We start from the raw sequence: 14,822 nt of genomic DNA, 5'->3' as shown, positions 1-14,822 counted from the left end.
AATAAGGCGATTTTACAATCATCGCGCGCTTATAAATACCGTCTGAAAAATATTATTCATTGTTGACCACTGGCATTTCGTTGCAGACAGACTGATTCGCCATTGAATATCCCGCCTTCAACGACGCCATAGCCAGCAAATGCGCAGATACCGGGGCTGTCAGCACGAAGAAAAAGAAGCCGGCGAGTGCCCGTGCAAGCACCGCGATATCGCCTGATTGGAGCCCAACGGCGAGCAGTAGCAGCCCCGAAGCAACCGTTCCGGCCTTGGATGCCGCATGCATCCTTGAGTAGATATCGGGCAGCCGGTTGAGACCGATTGCCGCAACCAGGGCAAATGCCGCACCGGCAAGGATCAAAGCAGAAGTCAGTATTGCCAGAACAAGCTGCATCACTTCCCCTTTCCCGGCTTGGGCGATTTGACGGATGGGGCCGATTTTTCCGGCTTTACTGGCCTTACGGGCTTGCCGGAGCGTTTCGAAGCCGACTTGCTGTCGCTATCGACGATCTTCTTCGTCGAAACTTTGCGCGCCTTGCCGCCGAGTTTGCTGACCTTTTCTCCAGGCCCGTCCGTCAAAGTGGCGCCGGCCTGCCCTGCCGCACCAGCGAGAATGAAGCGAGCGAAAGCGACAGTTGCCAGAAAGCCGACAAGGCCAAGTGCTATGGCGATATCAATGTAGAGTGTAAAGCCGGTCCGGATGGCGATCAGGGCGATGAAGCCTATGACGATGCCGACCAGCATATCGAGCGCCACGACACGATCGGGCAATGTCGGACCTTTGACCACCCGCCAGACCGTGAGCAGGAAGGCAACGGCGAGAACGGCAAGCGCAATCCAGATCGAGGCATGGAGGATCGCCTGCTCAAAGGTCATGCCCGACATGTTCATCGGAACGCCTCCATGATCTTGCGCTCGAAACCTTCGGCAATCTCGCGCTTCGTCGCTTCGACATCGGAGCAATCGATGGCATGGACGTAGAGGAACTTCCTGTCCTTCGACACGTCGACCGACATGGTGCCGGGGGTGAGCGTGATGAGATTGGCCAGAAGCGTGATCTCGAAATCCCTGTCCACGGTCAAGGGAAAGGCGAAGATGCCGGGTTTTACCTGCATCTTCCGCCGCGTGACGAGCACCGCCACCTTCCAGGCCGACAGAGCCAGCTCCTTGAAGAAGAGCAGCAGCAGCGACAGGATGCGGCCGAGACGCAGGAGATAACCGGTCGCGCTCATCTCGTCGCGAACGATCCACAGGGCCGCGGCCGACAGTAGGAAACCGAAGATCAGATTGTGGATCGTGGCGCTGCCGGTGATCGCGGCCCAGATGATCGCCATCATCAATGACAGGACATAGATGATCATGGCGCTGCCCCTGTTGGAAACACCGAGCGGATATAGGCGGACGGATCGGCCAGGCCATCGGCGGCGGCCTGGCCGAGCGCCAGAAGCGGTTCGGGATAAACACCGAAAACCAGAACGAGGGCCGAGAGCAGGCCGATCGGCAGAACCGAACGCCAGTCCGTTTCAGGCAGGGATTGATCCATCCCCTCCGGCGCCGGCCGCCAGAAGGCGAGCAGGAAAACACGGGCGAGCGCCAGCGTGACGAGGAAGGCAGACACGAGAATGGCGATGGCCAGCCACCAGGCGCCGATATCCAGCGATGCCTTCAACAGCATGACCTTGGGCCAGAGGCCGGAAAGCGGCGGCAGGCCGGCCGCGGCGAGCATCAGCGTAAGGGATGCAAAGGAGAACCAGGGCGCGCGGCTCCACAAGCCGCCAAGGCGCGACAGTTCGAACGTACCGGCCAGCCGCCCCGCCTCGCCGACCACCAGATAAAGCGCGGTCATGGTGACGATCGAATGCAGTGCATAAAGGATTGCGCCACTGACGGAGGTCGGCGAACCGATCGCCACACCCGCCAGCATGTTGCCGATGCCGACGATGACGACGTAACCGACCATGCGGCGCAGGTCGTTCTGGGCAAGCGCTCCGAGCGCACCGAGGATCATGGTGAGAACGGCGGATGCGGCAACGACGAGGCTGATCGCTTCCCGCTCGACCGGCACAAGCATGATCGTCACACGGATCAGCGCGTAGATGCCGACCTTGGTGAGCAGGCCGCCGAACAATGCCGATACGGTAATGCGCGGCGTGTGGTAGGAGGCAGGCAGCCAGAAATTCACGGGGAAGGCTGCCGCCTTCATGCAGAAGGCGAGCACGAACAGTGCCGTCAGCGTCATCAGCGGCGGCGCGTTTTCGGTCACGCCACGCAGCGCGCCAGCCTTTCGGGCGATATCGGCCATATTGAGCGTGCCGAAGATCGCATAGAGATAACCGACAGTAATGAGAAACAGCGTCGTGCCGATGAGGTTGAGAATGGCATATTTCAGCGCCCCTTCGATCTGCTTCGGCTCGGAGCCCAGAATGAGCAGGCCGAAAGACGAGATCAGCAGGACTTCGAACCAGACATAGAGGTTGAAGATATCGCCGGTCAGAAAGGCGCCGGAGACGCCGGCCATCAGGAGCAGCAAGAAGGCGAAGAAGCCGTGGCGCAATCCGCTCGCATCGATATCGCGTAGCGAATAGACCGCCGCCGACAGAGCCGCGAGCGCCGAAACGAGCGCCATGACGGCTCCGAACATGTCGGCGGTGAAGGATATGCCGAAAGGCGGCAACCAGCCGCCCATGGTCATGGTGACCGGCCCGCTTGATGAAACCTGCCAGAGCAGGAGCGCGTCAATGAGGACGAGCAAGACCAGCGCTGCGATGGCAATAACCGCATGAAGGCGGACCGACTTGCGGATCATCATCAGAGCCGCGCCCGCAAGGATCATCAGCGCGGTCGGCAGGATGACGAGCCAGTCGGCGAGCGCCGGGACCGTCGTGACCATGGCGGCGGCAAGATCTACGGGGGTTGATGGTGAGGCCATCAGGGCTGGCCTCCCTGTGTCGGCAAATGTCGGCGGGGAGCGGGTTGGGGCACATGCATCAAATCAATACCCCGTCGGCGGAAGCGGTTCATCGCGTGGTTCTGCGAGCAGCATTTCGTCGGTGCTGTCGGTGCCAAGTTCCTCGAAGGCGCGCCAGGTCAGCACCAGAAGGAAGGCGAAAAAGGAAAACGAGATGACGATCGCCGTCAGGATCAGCGCCTGCGGCAGAGGGTTGGCGGCGACGGAACCGAGCGTCGACGCATCTGCGGGGATGATAGGAGGAACTTCGCGGGTGATGCGGCCGGCGGTAAACAGGAGAAGATTGACGCCGTTACCAAGGAGCACGATGCCGAGCAGGATGCGGATCGTGAATTTCGACAGCATGAGATAGACGGCGGCGGCGAAGAACAGGCCGATGAGCCCGGTGAACAGGATTTCCATCAGCCACCTCCCTCGCCTTCGCCCGCGCCGCCATCCGGCTCGGTCTCCAGTGCGAGCGCAATCGCCGTGACTGAACCGACCACGACGAGATAAACTCCGATATCGAAGGACATGACCGTCGAGAGTGGCACTTCTGCGCCGAGAATATCCGGATAGATCCACAGCCCGCTCATGAAGGGAACGCCGGCTGCGATCGAAACGAGGCCGGAGACGGCCGCGAGGGCCAGGCCGGCACCGGCGATCGCCATCGGATGAAACCGGATTGCCCGCTGCACCGCACCCGGTCCATGCGCGATGCCGAAGATTGCCAGCGCCGAGGCCGCGATCAGCCCGCCGATAAAACCGCCGCCCGGCTCGTTATGGCCGCGCAGCAGGACGAAGACGGAAAAAAGCAGCATCAGGGCGGTGATGACGGGCGCGACCGTGCGCAGGATAAGGGTATTCATGAGGCGCGCCTCCCGACCCGCAGCTTGATCAGCGCCAGAACCGCAAGGCCGGTGACCATCACCACGGCGATCTCGCCCAATGTGTCGGTGCCGCGGAAATCGACGATGATGACGTTGACCACATTGGCGCCGTGAGCGATCGCCTTGGAATAGGTGTTGAAGAAATCCGTCATGAACGGATCGAAGGGCGTGCCGACCGCCTTCAGCAGCATCAGGGCAAAACCGAGGCCGCAGGCAATTGCGATCGTCCCGTCCAGCAGGATCTGCCCTGGCGGGCGGTGATCGGTGACCGACAGCCTGAGCCGCGTCATCACCAGGGTCAGGATGACGACCGACAGCGTTTCCACCATGAACTGTGTGAAGGAGAGATCCGGCGCACCGAACAGCAGAAAGATCACCGCGACCGCAAATCCCTGGATGCCGAGTGAAACGATCGCGGTCAGGCGGTCGGCGGCGCGCAAGACGGTGACGATGCCGAGTGCTGCAATGACGAAAAAGGCGATTTCCTGCACGAGGGCTCCGGCCGGCCCTGACGGCATGGCGGGGAGTTCGTCAAAAAGGAAAAGCGGCACAAGCAGGGTTGCCGCCACGGCGATGAAAGTTGCGGTGATATAGATTTCCAGCCGTCCCGGCTGGATGATGCGGACGAGGCGCGCGGAAAAACGGACAAGGCCGCTGACAAACTGATCGAACCAGCGATCCGGGCCGGGGCCGAGGCCTTCCAGCATCTGCGCAGCCAGAGCGCGAGCCCGGTCGAGCTCCCGATAGACAAGGATGCCGAGCGTCACGGTGAGCAGCGAAAGGCCGAATGGCAAGCCCAAATGCGGCATCGTGCCGATCGTGATCACCGTCGGTTCGTCGATGACCGCGCTTGCCATGGGCGATGTCAGGTAAGCGTGAAGCAGCGGCGAAAATATGCCGAAGACGAGGCCGAGCGCGGCCAATATCACGGGGCCAAGCCAGAGCGCGACCGGTGCCTCATGCGGCGTCAGCGGTGTTTGATTACCTTTTCCGACAAAGGGTTTCAGGCCGACGGCAAGGGCGATGGCAAACATCAGCGCATTGCCGACAAGCGCCGCAGCCGTGAAGAAGACGGCGCGCGGATTGCCGGTGGCAAGGGCTGCGTAGATTTCTTCCTTGGCGAGAAAACCGGCGAAAAGCGGCAGTCCTCCCATCGAGCAGGCCGCCAGAAATGCGGCTACGAAGGTGATCGGCATGGCGCGGCGAAGACCGCCCAGGAGCGGCAGCTCTCTCGTGCCTGTCCCGTGATCGACCGCGCCCGCAACCATGAACAGGGCGCCCTTGAAGAGCGAATGGGCGACAAGATAGAGTACCGCCGCCTCGATGGCATGCGGCGAGCCGAAACCGGTGAGCATGGTGAGCAGGCCGAGCGAGGCCATGGTCGTATAGGCGAGCATCAGCTTGAGATCGGTCTGGCGAATGCCGATCAGCGCTCCCGCAACCAGCGTCACGCCACCGAAAAAGGGAAGCAGGATTTCCCAGGCCGGCGTGCCGCCCAGAACCGGATTGAGCCGCATCAGCAGGTAGACGCCGGCCTTTACCATGGTTGCCGAATGAAGATAGGCGGAGACGGGTGTGGGCGCCTCCATGGCGTTCGGCAGCCAGAAGTGGAACGGGAACTGCGCCGATTTGGTGAAGGCACCGCCGAGCACGAGAAACAGGGCCGGCAGATAGAAAGGGCTCATCCGCAGCGCATCGCCGAGATGGACGAGCAGCGACAGCTGGGTCACACCGGTGACGTTCCAGAGGAAAACGAGGCCAGCCAGCAGCGACAGCCCGCCTGCCCCGGTGACGACCAGCGCCTGCAGCGCGGCACGCCTTGCGGCCTCCCGCTCATGATCGAAACCGATCAGCAGGAAGGAGGCGATCGAGGTCAGCTCCCAATAGACGAAGAGCATCAGGAAACTGTCGGAGACGACAAGGCCGAGCATCGCACCCATGAACAGGAGGATGAAGGACAAGAACCTTCCCAGATGCCGGTGCCCCTTCAGGTAACCGCCGGAATAGATCACGATCAGGGTGCCGATGCCGGTGATCAGCAGCGCGAAGGTCAACGACAGGCCATCGATGAACCAGGAGAACGACAGGTTGAGGCTGGGCGCCCACGCATATCCGCCGGTCGCGACCTCACCAGCCGAGATTTCCGACAGAAAACCGCAGAAATGCAGAAAGGACAGTGCAGGCGCGAGCGCAACGATCCAGGCGGCCCTGTCGCCGAGGCGCGAAACGAGGAATGGTGCCAGAATGGCGGCAAGGAACGGCAGGAAGAGCGCAATAAACGTCCATGCCGGCGCGGCTGCGGCCATAATCTCTCCTACCCCCAACACGGTCGATCATCGAACGCGTGTGATCGTCTTAAGTGAAACGGGCAGTTGCCTCAAGCTCAACCGGGCACAAGGCTGTGACATGCATCTTTATTCACAGCATCACGACGCCTATCTAGGGAGCAAACGAAAGGAACGGTCATGTCCTCGATCAGCACCCCAAAGACCTCAAAGAGCGACGCCGAGTGGCGCGAAGAACTGACGCCGGAACAGTATTACATCCTGCGGCAGGCAGGCACCGAACGCGCCTTTACCGGCCCCTACTGGAATTCCAGGGAAAAGGGCATTTACAGCTGTGCCGGCTGCGGCGAAGACCTGTTCGTCTCCGACACGAAATTCGATTCCGGCTGCGGCTGGCCGAGTTATTTCGAGGCGGTGAAGCCGGATGTCATTACCGAAATCCGCGACACGTCGCATGGCATGGTACGCACCGAAGTGCGCTGCGCCAATTGCGGCGGCCATCTCGGCCACGTGTTCCCCGATGGCCCGCCGCCGACCGGCCTGCGCTACTGCATCAACGGCCATGCGATGAATTTTACGCCGGTGGAATAAGCCGCCAAGGCACCCGGCGGGGCATTTCCTGACGGGTGCAATTTCTCCGGGAGGCGGCAAAACGCGCCCCGTACATATCAGCAAACGCGCAAAAGGTTGACGGCACAGGCCAAGACGCTTACGAAAATGCAACTTTTTTGTTGATGACGTGGTATTATGGTCGGCTTTCGTGCACGAGTCTGATCTCGTGACGTCAGCGAGATGGTTAGCGGGCGCAACATGACCGATATAGCCTTGAAGATGCCAGTTGGACAAACGGACAACAACAGGTCGAATGACCCGTTCTCGAAAGTCATATCGAGCTGTTCCTTCGTAGTCGACAATGCCCGGGATGTCGCAATCGACGACAATGCCCTTTCGCATTTTGCCCGGACAATGCCGCGCAACGGAAAAGTCGCATGGCAATTTTCCGGAAGACATCATTATACCGGCGAAGAATCCCTGACCCTTCGTTATGTGCTCTGCATCGGAGCAATCAACTTCGGATCGGGTTATGCGCACGATCTTATCCGGTCTGTGCCCAATTCCACATATTATACGATTGCAAGCCTGCTGAAGGATGCGGTCACGCTCGATCCGGAGATCGTGTCTTCGCAGAGGCTGATTGCCCTGACGATGAAAGAGGTGCGGGAGCTTTTCGGCCAGGCGGGTAATGACAACCCCCGGGCCACGGAACTGATGGCGCAGTTCAGGCTGAGCCTCAACGAACTCGGTCACTGGCTCATCGACCGGTATGACGACGATCTGGACGCCGTGATCGACGATACGCGCTCGACGCATACAATGCTGCAGTCATTGCTGCGGATGAAGCGGTTCGAGGACGTATCGCTCTACGACAACAAACAAATCTACTATTACAAACGCGCGCAATTGCTGATCGCGGATCTGGCACGCGTCGGCCGCGAATTCGGCTGGTGGGATACGGCCGGGCTCGAGCGCCTTACGATTTTTGCCGACAATGCGGTCGCGCATGTTCTTCGCCAGCTCGGCGTTCTGGTCTATTCTGACCGTCTTGCCGCGCGTATCGATGCGGGCGAATACCTGGAGGCGGGAGAGCGCGCCGAAAACGAAATTAGGGCAGCGTCCGTGATTGCAGGAAACATTCTGCAAAAGACACTGGCCGCCGAGCGGAAATGGTCGACGATACTGGAAATCGACCATTACCTCTGGGATGTTTCCCACGAGCCGGAGTTTCGCAGGCCATCCATGCGACGGCATATGTGCCGGACGATCGCTTATTAAGGGGCAACCGTGCCGCCAGACGCGGGCCGGATCACGCTGAGAACCTTGTCGTTGAAGCTCTTGTCTTCGGACATGGCTTTTGCCCGCACTTCCACCAACTCATGCGCTTTATTTCCGGTTATCTTCGGGCCTATTTGCGTCAGGAACGGAAACACGCTGGACTCATACCCACGCGCCTTGTCGGCTACGATTAGCTTGGCGAGGGCAGCAACCGTTGCGCCGTCGCTCAGAGCGGCCGTAAACCAGTATCCCAGCGAGGTCTTACGAATATCTTCCGCAGTGGCATGACCAATTTCCACGAGAAAGGCAACCTCGTTGAGCGTGCTGAGGAAGCTTAGCAACTGCCCTTCCTTCTTGCTTTCTCGCGTAAATGGATCGTAGACAATTGTGCCGTAATCCAGCTCCTTCGTCACATCTCCAAACTTTTCGTGGCTGCGACTATACCACTCCTTGATGGTGACGAGTGCCGATACACGCCGTTCGCTTTTAGTGGAGCGGATCGTGAAATAGGCGGCGACTGCGGCAATAGCTGCTGCTACCGCCGAAACCACGCTAGCTATCGTCGCAGCCATGTTCCACCAGCTCGTGGAACTTGTGTCCGAACGGGCAGAAACGGCTGGCTTGCAGAAAAAGAAAAACGGAAAAATCCAATTGCAACTGTCGAAAAAAGTGGGCGTCACTTCCTATCCCCATTATTGATTTAACATGGGGATATCAACTCTGCGTTGCTCACTCGTCAAGGGCTGGGATGCCGGAAAACCAACTGCCGGATCAACCAGTTACCAAAACCGAAAAGGTAAAGCGCACCTTCTCGCCTGCAGGCAAAATTGTGGTGTAGGGGCGTTTTGCCATTTCGGCCGAACCTCCCGCCTCTGCCGCAGTGCCATGCCAGGGTTCGACGCAAAGAAACGGCGCGCCGACCTTTTGCCAGAGCGCCAGGTTAGGCAGGTTGTCGAACGCGAATTTGAGGCTCGGGCCGCCCTCGGCTGCATAGGTCAGCCCCTTGCCTGCACCTTCGGCAAAGATCATCGCATCGGCTTCGAAAAGGTCATGGGAAAGGGTGAGATGCCCTTTCGAAAAGGGTGACGGCAGCTTGTCCCTTGTGACAAGCCCGTCTTCAAGCCGGGTCAGGAGCGGCTCTGCGCCATTGTCGAGCGTTATCGTATGTGGCTTGCCTTCTCCACCCGGCAGCGGCCAGAGGAAGGCCGGATGATAGCCCAGGCCGAAGGGCATCGGACGACTGTCGCGGTTTTCGACTTCGGCCGTCACCGTCAGGCTGTGGCCTTCGAGTGAATGGGTGAGCGAAAGCAGGAACGCGAAAGGATAGGTTTTCAGGGTGTCCTGTGAGCTTTCAAGTTCAAAACGGCAAGTGGAGGTGCTGGCGTCGGCCAGCACCCATTCGGCCCTTCGGGCAAAGCCGTGCTGACCCATTTCGTAGGGCACGCCATCGACGGCAATGTGGTTGCCGGGCGCCTTGCCGACGATCGGGAACAGGATCGGGGAACGGCCGGTCCAGAAGGCAGCATCGCCGTTCCACAACCAGTCCCGGCCATCGGTCGTCTGCAGCGACTGCATTTCGGAGCCGAGCGAAGAAATCTCGGCGACGAGTTCATCGCTGGTTATACGGACGATATCGGGCATGCTGCTGTTCCTCCGGGGTGTTGGAATCGGTGCGACATATTTGCCCGTTATGCCTTGCCGTCAATCGCTTTCCATAGCTTGCCTTCAAAATCCGACATATCCATTTGATTATGTTGCACAAACTGAAACATTTCTTACTCGGCATCAATCGCTCGCATCGCTCCCATTAATGGGCATTCACTCCTGAATCACTCCTGGGATTTACCCGGCAGAGGTGGAAACCGGAAAGGCAAAAAGCCCGCACGATAGCGGACTTTCTATGGCTGTAGCGGTTCAGAAGAGAGCTACCGGCGATTATGAAGCTTGTTACACTCCCGCCGTGCAGCCTCGGCCCGATCATCAATCCACTGCGAAGAAAGATCGCTGATAGAAACGCCGCGCGCCGACTTTTGGCTGTTCTCGATGCGGATCAGCGGCAATCATGGGCAGACCCAAGAAAGACGACAAATTGCAGCCGGTACTTGTCCGGTTCGCTACAGAAACGCTTGAGCGGATAGACGCCGTAGCCGGATCGAACCGCCGCGCCGCCTTTATCCGTGAAGCCGTTGAAACCGCGCTGACCGGCGACAGTAGTGCTACTGAGAAGCAAGGCGCGCTATGCGTGTGCCGTGCGGCATTTATGCGCCAAGCGATAGCGGCCGCTTTATCGGCAGCAGCGACCAGCAAGAAGCCCGCTCTAGAAAAGTGAGTTAGCCCGCGACTTTCAGGCTTTGCATATAAGTAATCGCATACTCCCTGCCATTTCGTTCGGGCATTAAACTAAAGAGCACCACTTATCGGAGATGATTGACTCTAGAATGCGAGTATGGCTCATTAATGTCGGGGACGCACGGGGGTAACCTAGAGGGTCATCTCATGAGCATTAAGCAGAAGTTTGAAGAGCATTACATTATATACAGCATAACTCTTCTTTTGGTTGGGGGAGCTTCATCCGTTTCCGCCCAACTAGGGATCGAGACTTACTTTAAACGCCAAAATGAAGCGCAAGCGCAGATCGTTGCGGAAGCCGTTTCAGAGGCGCTGGCAACTGCAAAGCAAGAATTTGCCGACGAGATGGCTAAAGCTGTTTCAAAGGCGGTCGCGACTGCCAAGCAGGAATTTGCCGACGAGATGAAGGCGGAGACGAGTGCAATGTTGGCGCGAGTTGAAACAACAGTTCGCGACACCTACGCATCCGAAGCGAATTCAGTTTTTGCCAGCAACATGTCAGCAACCTCAAATGGCCGCTGGGGCACGAACCTCCATTATTCTGGAGGCTCGGCAGGATCTGCCAGAGCGAACACAAATGTAGGCGAGACAAGCCCATATTACACAATTGGACCTGCTGGCTCTGCTAGTTTTTCCAAAGGCAAATCCAAAGAGTAAATTTATCCAGACGGCTCGACCTCAGGACCGTCTCCGCAGCGATACCAGGGCGGCCAATTGCCGCCCTTTTTGGATTATTTTCTCACTTCACCGAACCAATTTTGACGCGGTGCGTCCTTCAGCGGCGGCATAAGAATGTTGTCGAGAAGCCGGCGGATCTGCGGAAGCGATCCACCAGAAACAAGCCGCCGCATATTGTTTAGACATGCATTGAGGTTCAATGATGATCCTGCATGCCTGACCCCATTCAGTCCTCGAAATCCATGGCAAGTGTCGTCGCCTTATTGGCCTCCAGCTCAGCGAGACGCCCTTCAAGCGCTGCCTTTATCGACGGATAGGTGGCACCGCCAAGGGCTAGGCGGAGCGGCGGATTTTCATGGCCGGCATAGTCGATCATCGCGTCCGCCATCCTGTCCGGGTCGCCCTTGATATCGAAACCACCGTTGAAGATGGCGTGACGAACCTGGCCTGCAGGCGTATCGGCGTAGATATCCATCGGCGCGGCGATGGACAGACCCTTGGCGAAATCGGTGCGCGTCGGCCCCGGTTCGACGATCGTAAACCTGATGCCAAAGGGTGCGACTTCCTTGGCAACGGCATCGACGAAACCTTCGATACCCCATTTGGTGGCGTGGTAGAGGGAGAAGCTGGGATAGGTGATCTGACCGCCTTCGGATGCCACCTGCTGGATCAACCCGCCGCCCTGGGCGCGAAGATGCGGCAGCGCCGCGCGAATGATCTGAATCGAGCCGATCAGGTTGGTGTCGATCTGGCGGCGGATTTCCTCGTCACTCAACTCTTCCGCCGCACCGAACAGGCCATAGCCGGCATTGTTGACGACGACATCGATAGGGCCGAGTTCGGCGAATGCGCGGTCGACTGTGGCGCGTATCGCATCCTGATCGGTGAGATCGAGCTTTGCGATCCACAACCGGTCGCCATAGGTTTGGCGCAGATCGTCCAGCGCATCGATGCGCCGCAGGGTGGCGGCGACACGATCGCCTCGGGCGAGAAGCTTTTCGGTGAGCAGGCGGCCGAAGCCGGAGGATGTGCCGGTGATGAACCAGGTTCTGGACATTATCTTTCTCCTTCGTTCTGCGGCTTGCCGAGTTTTTCGAAGCCGGAGTTTCTGCAGGGAAGATAGCCCTTGCCAATTCATGCCATAAGCAGTTCAATCCTGCATAAGCTGGTGAAATTTCCCCATGAATGAAAAGCCGACGCTCAATGACCTTGCGGCCTTTACGGCGATTATCGCGCATCGCAGTTTTCGCAAGGCGGCAGAGGAATTGGGGCTGTCGCCCTCGACGCTGAGTCACATGATGCGCGGGCTGGAGGCGAGGATGGGCGTGCGCCTGCTCAACCGAACGACACGTAGCGTCTCGCCTACCGAGGCAGGTGAGCGGCTGGTGGCAAGGCTCGGGCCGGCGCTGCGCGAACTCGATGCGGCACTGGAAGCGGTCGATGATTTTCGCGGCGGGCCGAGCGGCACGGTCAGGATCAACACCAGCAGCATCGTCATTCGCAGGCTGCTGGACAATGCGGTTCCGGCATTTCTCGCCCGTTATCCGGACGTGGCGCTGGATCTGGTCAGCGACGGGCGGCTGGTCGATATCGTAGCAGACGGGTTCGATGCCGGGATCAGGCTGCGCGAGAGCGTGCCGCAGGACATGATCGCCATCGCGTTCGGCGGCCCTGCCCGCTTCATCACGGTGGCCTCGCCGGATTATATCGCCACCCGCGGCGAACCACTCGTGCCGCAGGACCTTTTACGACACGACTGCATCCGGCTGAGGATGCCGAGCGGCAAGCTCTATAGGTGGGAATTCGAACGGCGCGGCGAAGAGATTGTCGTGGATGTTTCCGGTCCACTGACGCTCGACGATACCGAGTTGATGGCAAAGGCTGCCGCGGCGGGTCTCGGCATCGCCTATGTGCCGCAGCATGTGGCGGAAGACTATATCCGGCAAGGAAGGCTTGTTGCCGTACTTTCCGACTGGTGTCCGGAGATCGACGGCCTTTGCCTCTATTATCCGGGGCACAGGCATGTGCCGACCGGATTGCGCGCCTTCATCGACATATTGAAGGAGACGGACGGAAAACTCAGTCCTTCTCGACTGGCCGCGAGTAATCCCCGTCGCTGACCGGCTCCAGCCAGTCGGCGGTGACGCCATCCTGCGCCTCCTGGATGGCGATATGGGTCATGGCCGTTTCGACGCCTGCGCCATGCCAGTGTTTTTCGCCCGGAGAAAACCAGACCACATCGCCCGGACGCAATTCCCTGACCGGGCCGCCTTCAGTCTGGGCGCGGCCGAAACCTGCGGTGATTATCAGCGTCTGGCCGAGCGGATGGGTGTGCCAGTTGGTACGGGCACCGGGTTCGAAGGTGACGCTTGCGGCGCGCACCCGCGCCGGTTCCGGCGCCTCCATCAGCGGGTCGAGCCGCACCGTGCCGGTAAAATAATCCGCCGGCTGTTTCTTCGAGGCCTGTGAGCCGCTGCGCCTGATATCCATTTCGGGTGTCCTTTGCTTCCAAGTATCGCCGGCAATGTAGGGTGTTGGATGGAAACGCAGAATACGCTGGACAGTTCAGACCTTAGTGAGTTTCAGCTCCATGCAGGTCAGGTCCAGCCAGCGGCCGAATTTCGTGCCAACCTCGGAGAATGTGCCGGCGATGCGGAAGCCGAGCGCTTTGTGGAGCGCGATCGAGGCCTGGTTTTCGGCTTCGATTGCGGCGATCATCACATGCACGCCGTTCGAGGCGGCGCGGGCGATCAGTTCTTCCATCAGCTTGCGGCCAAGACCGTGGCCGCGGAAGGACTTGTGGACATAGACCGAATGTTCGACGGTGAAGCGGTAGCCGTCGAAGGCGCGCCAATCGCCATAAGAGGCGTAACCGGCAACCTCGCCATCGAGCTGCGCGACGATAACCGGAAAACCCTTCGCCTTACGTGCATCGAACCATGCGCGGCGGTTTTCGATATCAACCAGCGTCTCGTTCCAGATCGCCGTCGTGTTGAGAACCGCGTCGTTATAAATCTCCATGATGCCGTGCAGGTCGGCCTCAGCTGCGTCGCGGATGATCGGGGTACTGCTCATTGCGCTGTCCACTATATTACAATTTCATCCACCTTAGCAGACGGCATCTATCTGTCGAGGGCTGTCAGCGACAGGGCTCACTGTTCAGATGCTGCCGGTCAGGCTGAAACAGGTCATCACGGCACCATAATGGACCGCGGCGGCGGCAACGACAAAGCCGTGCCAGATTGCGTTCTGGAAACGCAACTTTTCCCAGACATGGAAGATGACGCCTAGCGAGTAGATCAGCCCGCCGATGACGATCAGAAGGGTGGTGACCGTCGGCAGATATTGCGAGACCTCTTCCATCACCACCACACCGCTCCAGCCCATTGCAAGGTAAAGCAGAATGGCGAGCCTGTCGTAGCGGCCGGGGAAGAGGCATTTCAGCGATACGCCGACGATGGCGGTGATCCATATGGCCGCCAGCATTGCGGCAATCCAGGGATCGTGAGCCGCACCGCGCTGCAGGAAAGGCGTGTAGGTGGCGGCAATCAGGATGAAGATCGCCGAATGATCAAGCCGGCGCAGTATCCATTTGGTGCGCGAATGCGGCCAGATATTGTAGGTGAAAGAGACCGACAGGCAGAGGATCAGCCCCAGCCCATAGATCCAGGCTGCGGCGAGTTCGCCATAGCTCGACCAGACGGTGGCATAAAAGATCAGGGCTGTGGCACCAACGAGGGCAAAAACTATCCCGATCCCGTGGACAATACCGTCCGCGATGACCTCGTGCAGATCGTAACGCCGTCCGAAGTTGAAGAGTTCACTCATTCCAAAAGCCGTCTC

The 14,822-nt window shown here is 59.2% G+C and carries 19 protein-coding genes; 5 read left to right on the top strand and 14 right to left on the bottom strand.

Annotation, left to right across the window (positions count from 1 at the left end; all coding sequences use genetic code 11):
* Positions 1 to 52 precede the first annotated feature (52 nt).
* From mnhG to MRBLMR1_RS17805, 7 genes are all read right to left on the bottom strand, one after another.
* The gene (gene mnhG / locus MRBLMR1_RS17835) at positions 53 to 394 is read right to left on the bottom strand and encodes a monovalent cation/H(+) antiporter subunit G (RefSeq protein WP_148143924.1); all 342 of its coding nucleotides are present in this window, start codon (positions 392 to 394) and stop codon (positions 53 to 55) included.
* Complete coding sequence (locus tag MRBLMR1_RS17830) at positions 391 to 873, bottom strand: cation:proton antiporter (RefSeq protein WP_148144095.1); 483 nt, start codon at positions 871 to 873, stop codon at positions 391 to 393. The genes mnhG and MRBLMR1_RS17830 overlap by 4 nt, the downstream gene beginning before the upstream one ends.
* 11 nt (positions 874 to 884) lie before the next feature.
* The gene (locus tag MRBLMR1_RS17825) at positions 885 to 1,358 is read right to left on the bottom strand and encodes a Na+/H+ antiporter subunit E (RefSeq protein ID WP_148143925.1); all 474 of its coding nucleotides are present in this window, start codon (positions 1,356 to 1,358) and stop codon (positions 885 to 887) included.
* Positions 1,355 to 2,926 (bottom strand): Na+/H+ antiporter subunit D, encoded by a 1,572-nt coding sequence (locus MRBLMR1_RS17820; protein WP_148143926.1) that lies wholly within the window; start codon positions 2,924 to 2,926, stop codon positions 1,355 to 1,357. The genes MRBLMR1_RS17825 and MRBLMR1_RS17820 overlap by 4 nt, the downstream gene beginning before the upstream one ends.
* A gap of 63 nt (positions 2,927 to 2,989) precedes the next feature.
* Complete coding sequence (locus MRBLMR1_RS17815; RefSeq protein WP_148143927.1) at positions 2,990 to 3,367, bottom strand: Na+/H+ antiporter subunit C; 378 nt, start codon at positions 3,365 to 3,367, stop codon at positions 2,990 to 2,992.
* Complete coding sequence (locus MRBLMR1_RS17810) at positions 3,367 to 3,813, bottom strand: Na+/H+ antiporter subunit B (protein WP_148143928.1); 447 nt, start codon at positions 3,811 to 3,813, stop codon at positions 3,367 to 3,369. Before MRBLMR1_RS17810 ends, MRBLMR1_RS17815 begins: the two co-directional genes overlap by 1 nt.
* On the bottom strand, positions 3,810 to 6,140 hold the full coding sequence (locus MRBLMR1_RS17805) for a putative monovalent cation/H+ antiporter subunit A (protein WP_148143929.1): 2,331 nt from the start codon (positions 6,138 to 6,140) through the stop codon (positions 3,810 to 3,812). The genes MRBLMR1_RS17810 and MRBLMR1_RS17805 overlap by 4 nt, the downstream gene beginning before the upstream one ends.
* Before the next feature lie 159 nt (positions 6,141 to 6,299).
* On the opposite strand from MRBLMR1_RS17805, the gene msrB reads away from it, so the two are divergent.
* Together msrB and MRBLMR1_RS17795 are read left to right on the top strand one after the other, a co-directional pair.
* Positions 6,300 to 6,710 carry a peptide-methionine (R)-S-oxide reductase MsrB gene (gene msrB, locus MRBLMR1_RS17800; protein ID WP_148143930.1) on the top strand — a complete coding sequence of 137 codons (411 nt, stop codon included), beginning with the start codon at positions 6,300 to 6,302 and terminating at the stop codon, positions 6,708 to 6,710.
* A gap of 219 nt (positions 6,711 to 6,929) precedes the next feature.
* Entirely contained in the window at positions 6,930 to 7,952 is a 1,023-nt protein-coding gene (locus tag MRBLMR1_RS17795; RefSeq protein ID WP_183684990.1) for a queuosine salvage family protein, read from the top strand.
* Here MRBLMR1_RS17795 and MRBLMR1_RS17790 read toward each other — a convergent pair.
* The 3 genes from MRBLMR1_RS17790 to MRBLMR1_RS17780 form a co-directional block, all read right to left on the bottom strand.
* Positions 7,949 to 8,632, bottom strand: coding sequence for a hypothetical protein (locus tag MRBLMR1_RS17790; RefSeq protein ID WP_148143932.1), 684 nt, complete (start codon positions 8,630 to 8,632; stop codon positions 7,949 to 7,951). The genes MRBLMR1_RS17795 and MRBLMR1_RS17790 overlap by 4 nt on opposite strands.
* Positions 8,633 to 8,723: 91 nt before the next feature.
* A complete protein-coding gene (locus tag MRBLMR1_RS17785; RefSeq protein ID WP_148143933.1) occupies positions 8,724 to 9,593 on the bottom strand; it encodes an aldose 1-epimerase family protein in 870 nt (289 codons plus the stop codon).
* 284 nt (positions 9,594 to 9,877) lie between these two features.
* Complete coding sequence (locus MRBLMR1_RS17780) at positions 9,878 to 10,012, bottom strand: pyocin activator PrtN family protein (protein WP_148143934.1); 135 nt, start codon at positions 10,010 to 10,012, stop codon at positions 9,878 to 9,880.
* A 2-nt stretch (positions 10,013 to 10,014) separates the two neighbouring features.
* Between MRBLMR1_RS17780 and MRBLMR1_RS17775 the strand changes: the two genes are divergently transcribed.
* Positions 10,015 to 10,281 carry a hypothetical protein gene (locus MRBLMR1_RS17775; protein WP_148143935.1) on the top strand — a complete coding sequence of 89 codons (267 nt, stop codon included), beginning with the start codon at positions 10,015 to 10,017 and terminating at the stop codon, positions 10,279 to 10,281.
* A 167-nt stretch (positions 10,282 to 10,448) separates the two neighbouring features.
* Positions 10,449 to 10,958 carry a hypothetical protein gene (locus MRBLMR1_RS17770; RefSeq protein ID WP_148143936.1) on the top strand — a complete coding sequence of 170 codons (510 nt, stop codon included), beginning with the start codon at positions 10,449 to 10,451 and terminating at the stop codon, positions 10,956 to 10,958.
* 247 nt (positions 10,959 to 11,205) lie between these two features.
* On the opposite strand, the gene MRBLMR1_RS17765 is transcribed toward MRBLMR1_RS17770, so the two are convergent.
* Complete coding sequence (locus tag MRBLMR1_RS17765) at positions 11,206 to 12,036, bottom strand: SDR family oxidoreductase (protein WP_148143937.1); 831 nt, start codon at positions 12,034 to 12,036, stop codon at positions 11,206 to 11,208.
* 124 nt (positions 12,037 to 12,160) lie between these two features.
* Here MRBLMR1_RS17765 and MRBLMR1_RS17760 point away from each other — a divergent pair, with 124 nt between their 5' ends.
* Positions 12,161 to 13,099 carry a LysR family transcriptional regulator gene (locus MRBLMR1_RS17760; protein ID WP_148143938.1) on the top strand — a complete coding sequence of 313 codons (939 nt, stop codon included), beginning with the start codon at positions 12,161 to 12,163 and terminating at the stop codon, positions 13,097 to 13,099.
* Here the strand turns inward: MRBLMR1_RS17760 and MRBLMR1_RS17755 are convergent.
* From MRBLMR1_RS17755 to trhA, 3 genes are all read right to left on the bottom strand, one after another.
* Positions 13,059 to 13,469, bottom strand: a complete 411-nt coding sequence (locus MRBLMR1_RS17755; RefSeq protein WP_148143939.1) for a (R)-mandelonitrile lyase — start codon at positions 13,467 to 13,469, stop codon at positions 13,059 to 13,061. The genes MRBLMR1_RS17760 and MRBLMR1_RS17755 overlap by 41 nt on opposite strands.
* A 75-nt stretch (positions 13,470 to 13,544) precedes the next feature.
* On the bottom strand, positions 13,545 to 14,054 hold the full coding sequence (locus MRBLMR1_RS17750; protein ID WP_148143940.1) for a GNAT family N-acetyltransferase: 510 nt from the start codon (positions 14,052 to 14,054) through the stop codon (positions 13,545 to 13,547).
* Between the two features lie 84 nt (positions 14,055 to 14,138).
* Positions 14,139 to 14,807, bottom strand: a complete 669-nt coding sequence (trhA, locus tag MRBLMR1_RS17745) for a PAQR family membrane homeostasis protein TrhA (protein ID WP_148143941.1) — start codon at positions 14,805 to 14,807, stop codon at positions 14,139 to 14,141.
* Positions 14,808 to 14,822 lie beyond the last annotated feature (15 nt).

Source organism: Neorhizobium sp. LMR1-1-1.1 (assembly GCF_040675795.1).
GTDB lineage: Bacteria > Pseudomonadota > Alphaproteobacteria > Rhizobiales > Rhizobiaceae > Neorhizobium > Neorhizobium cellulosilyticum.
This window is presented reverse-complemented; position numbering and strand designations above follow the sequence as displayed.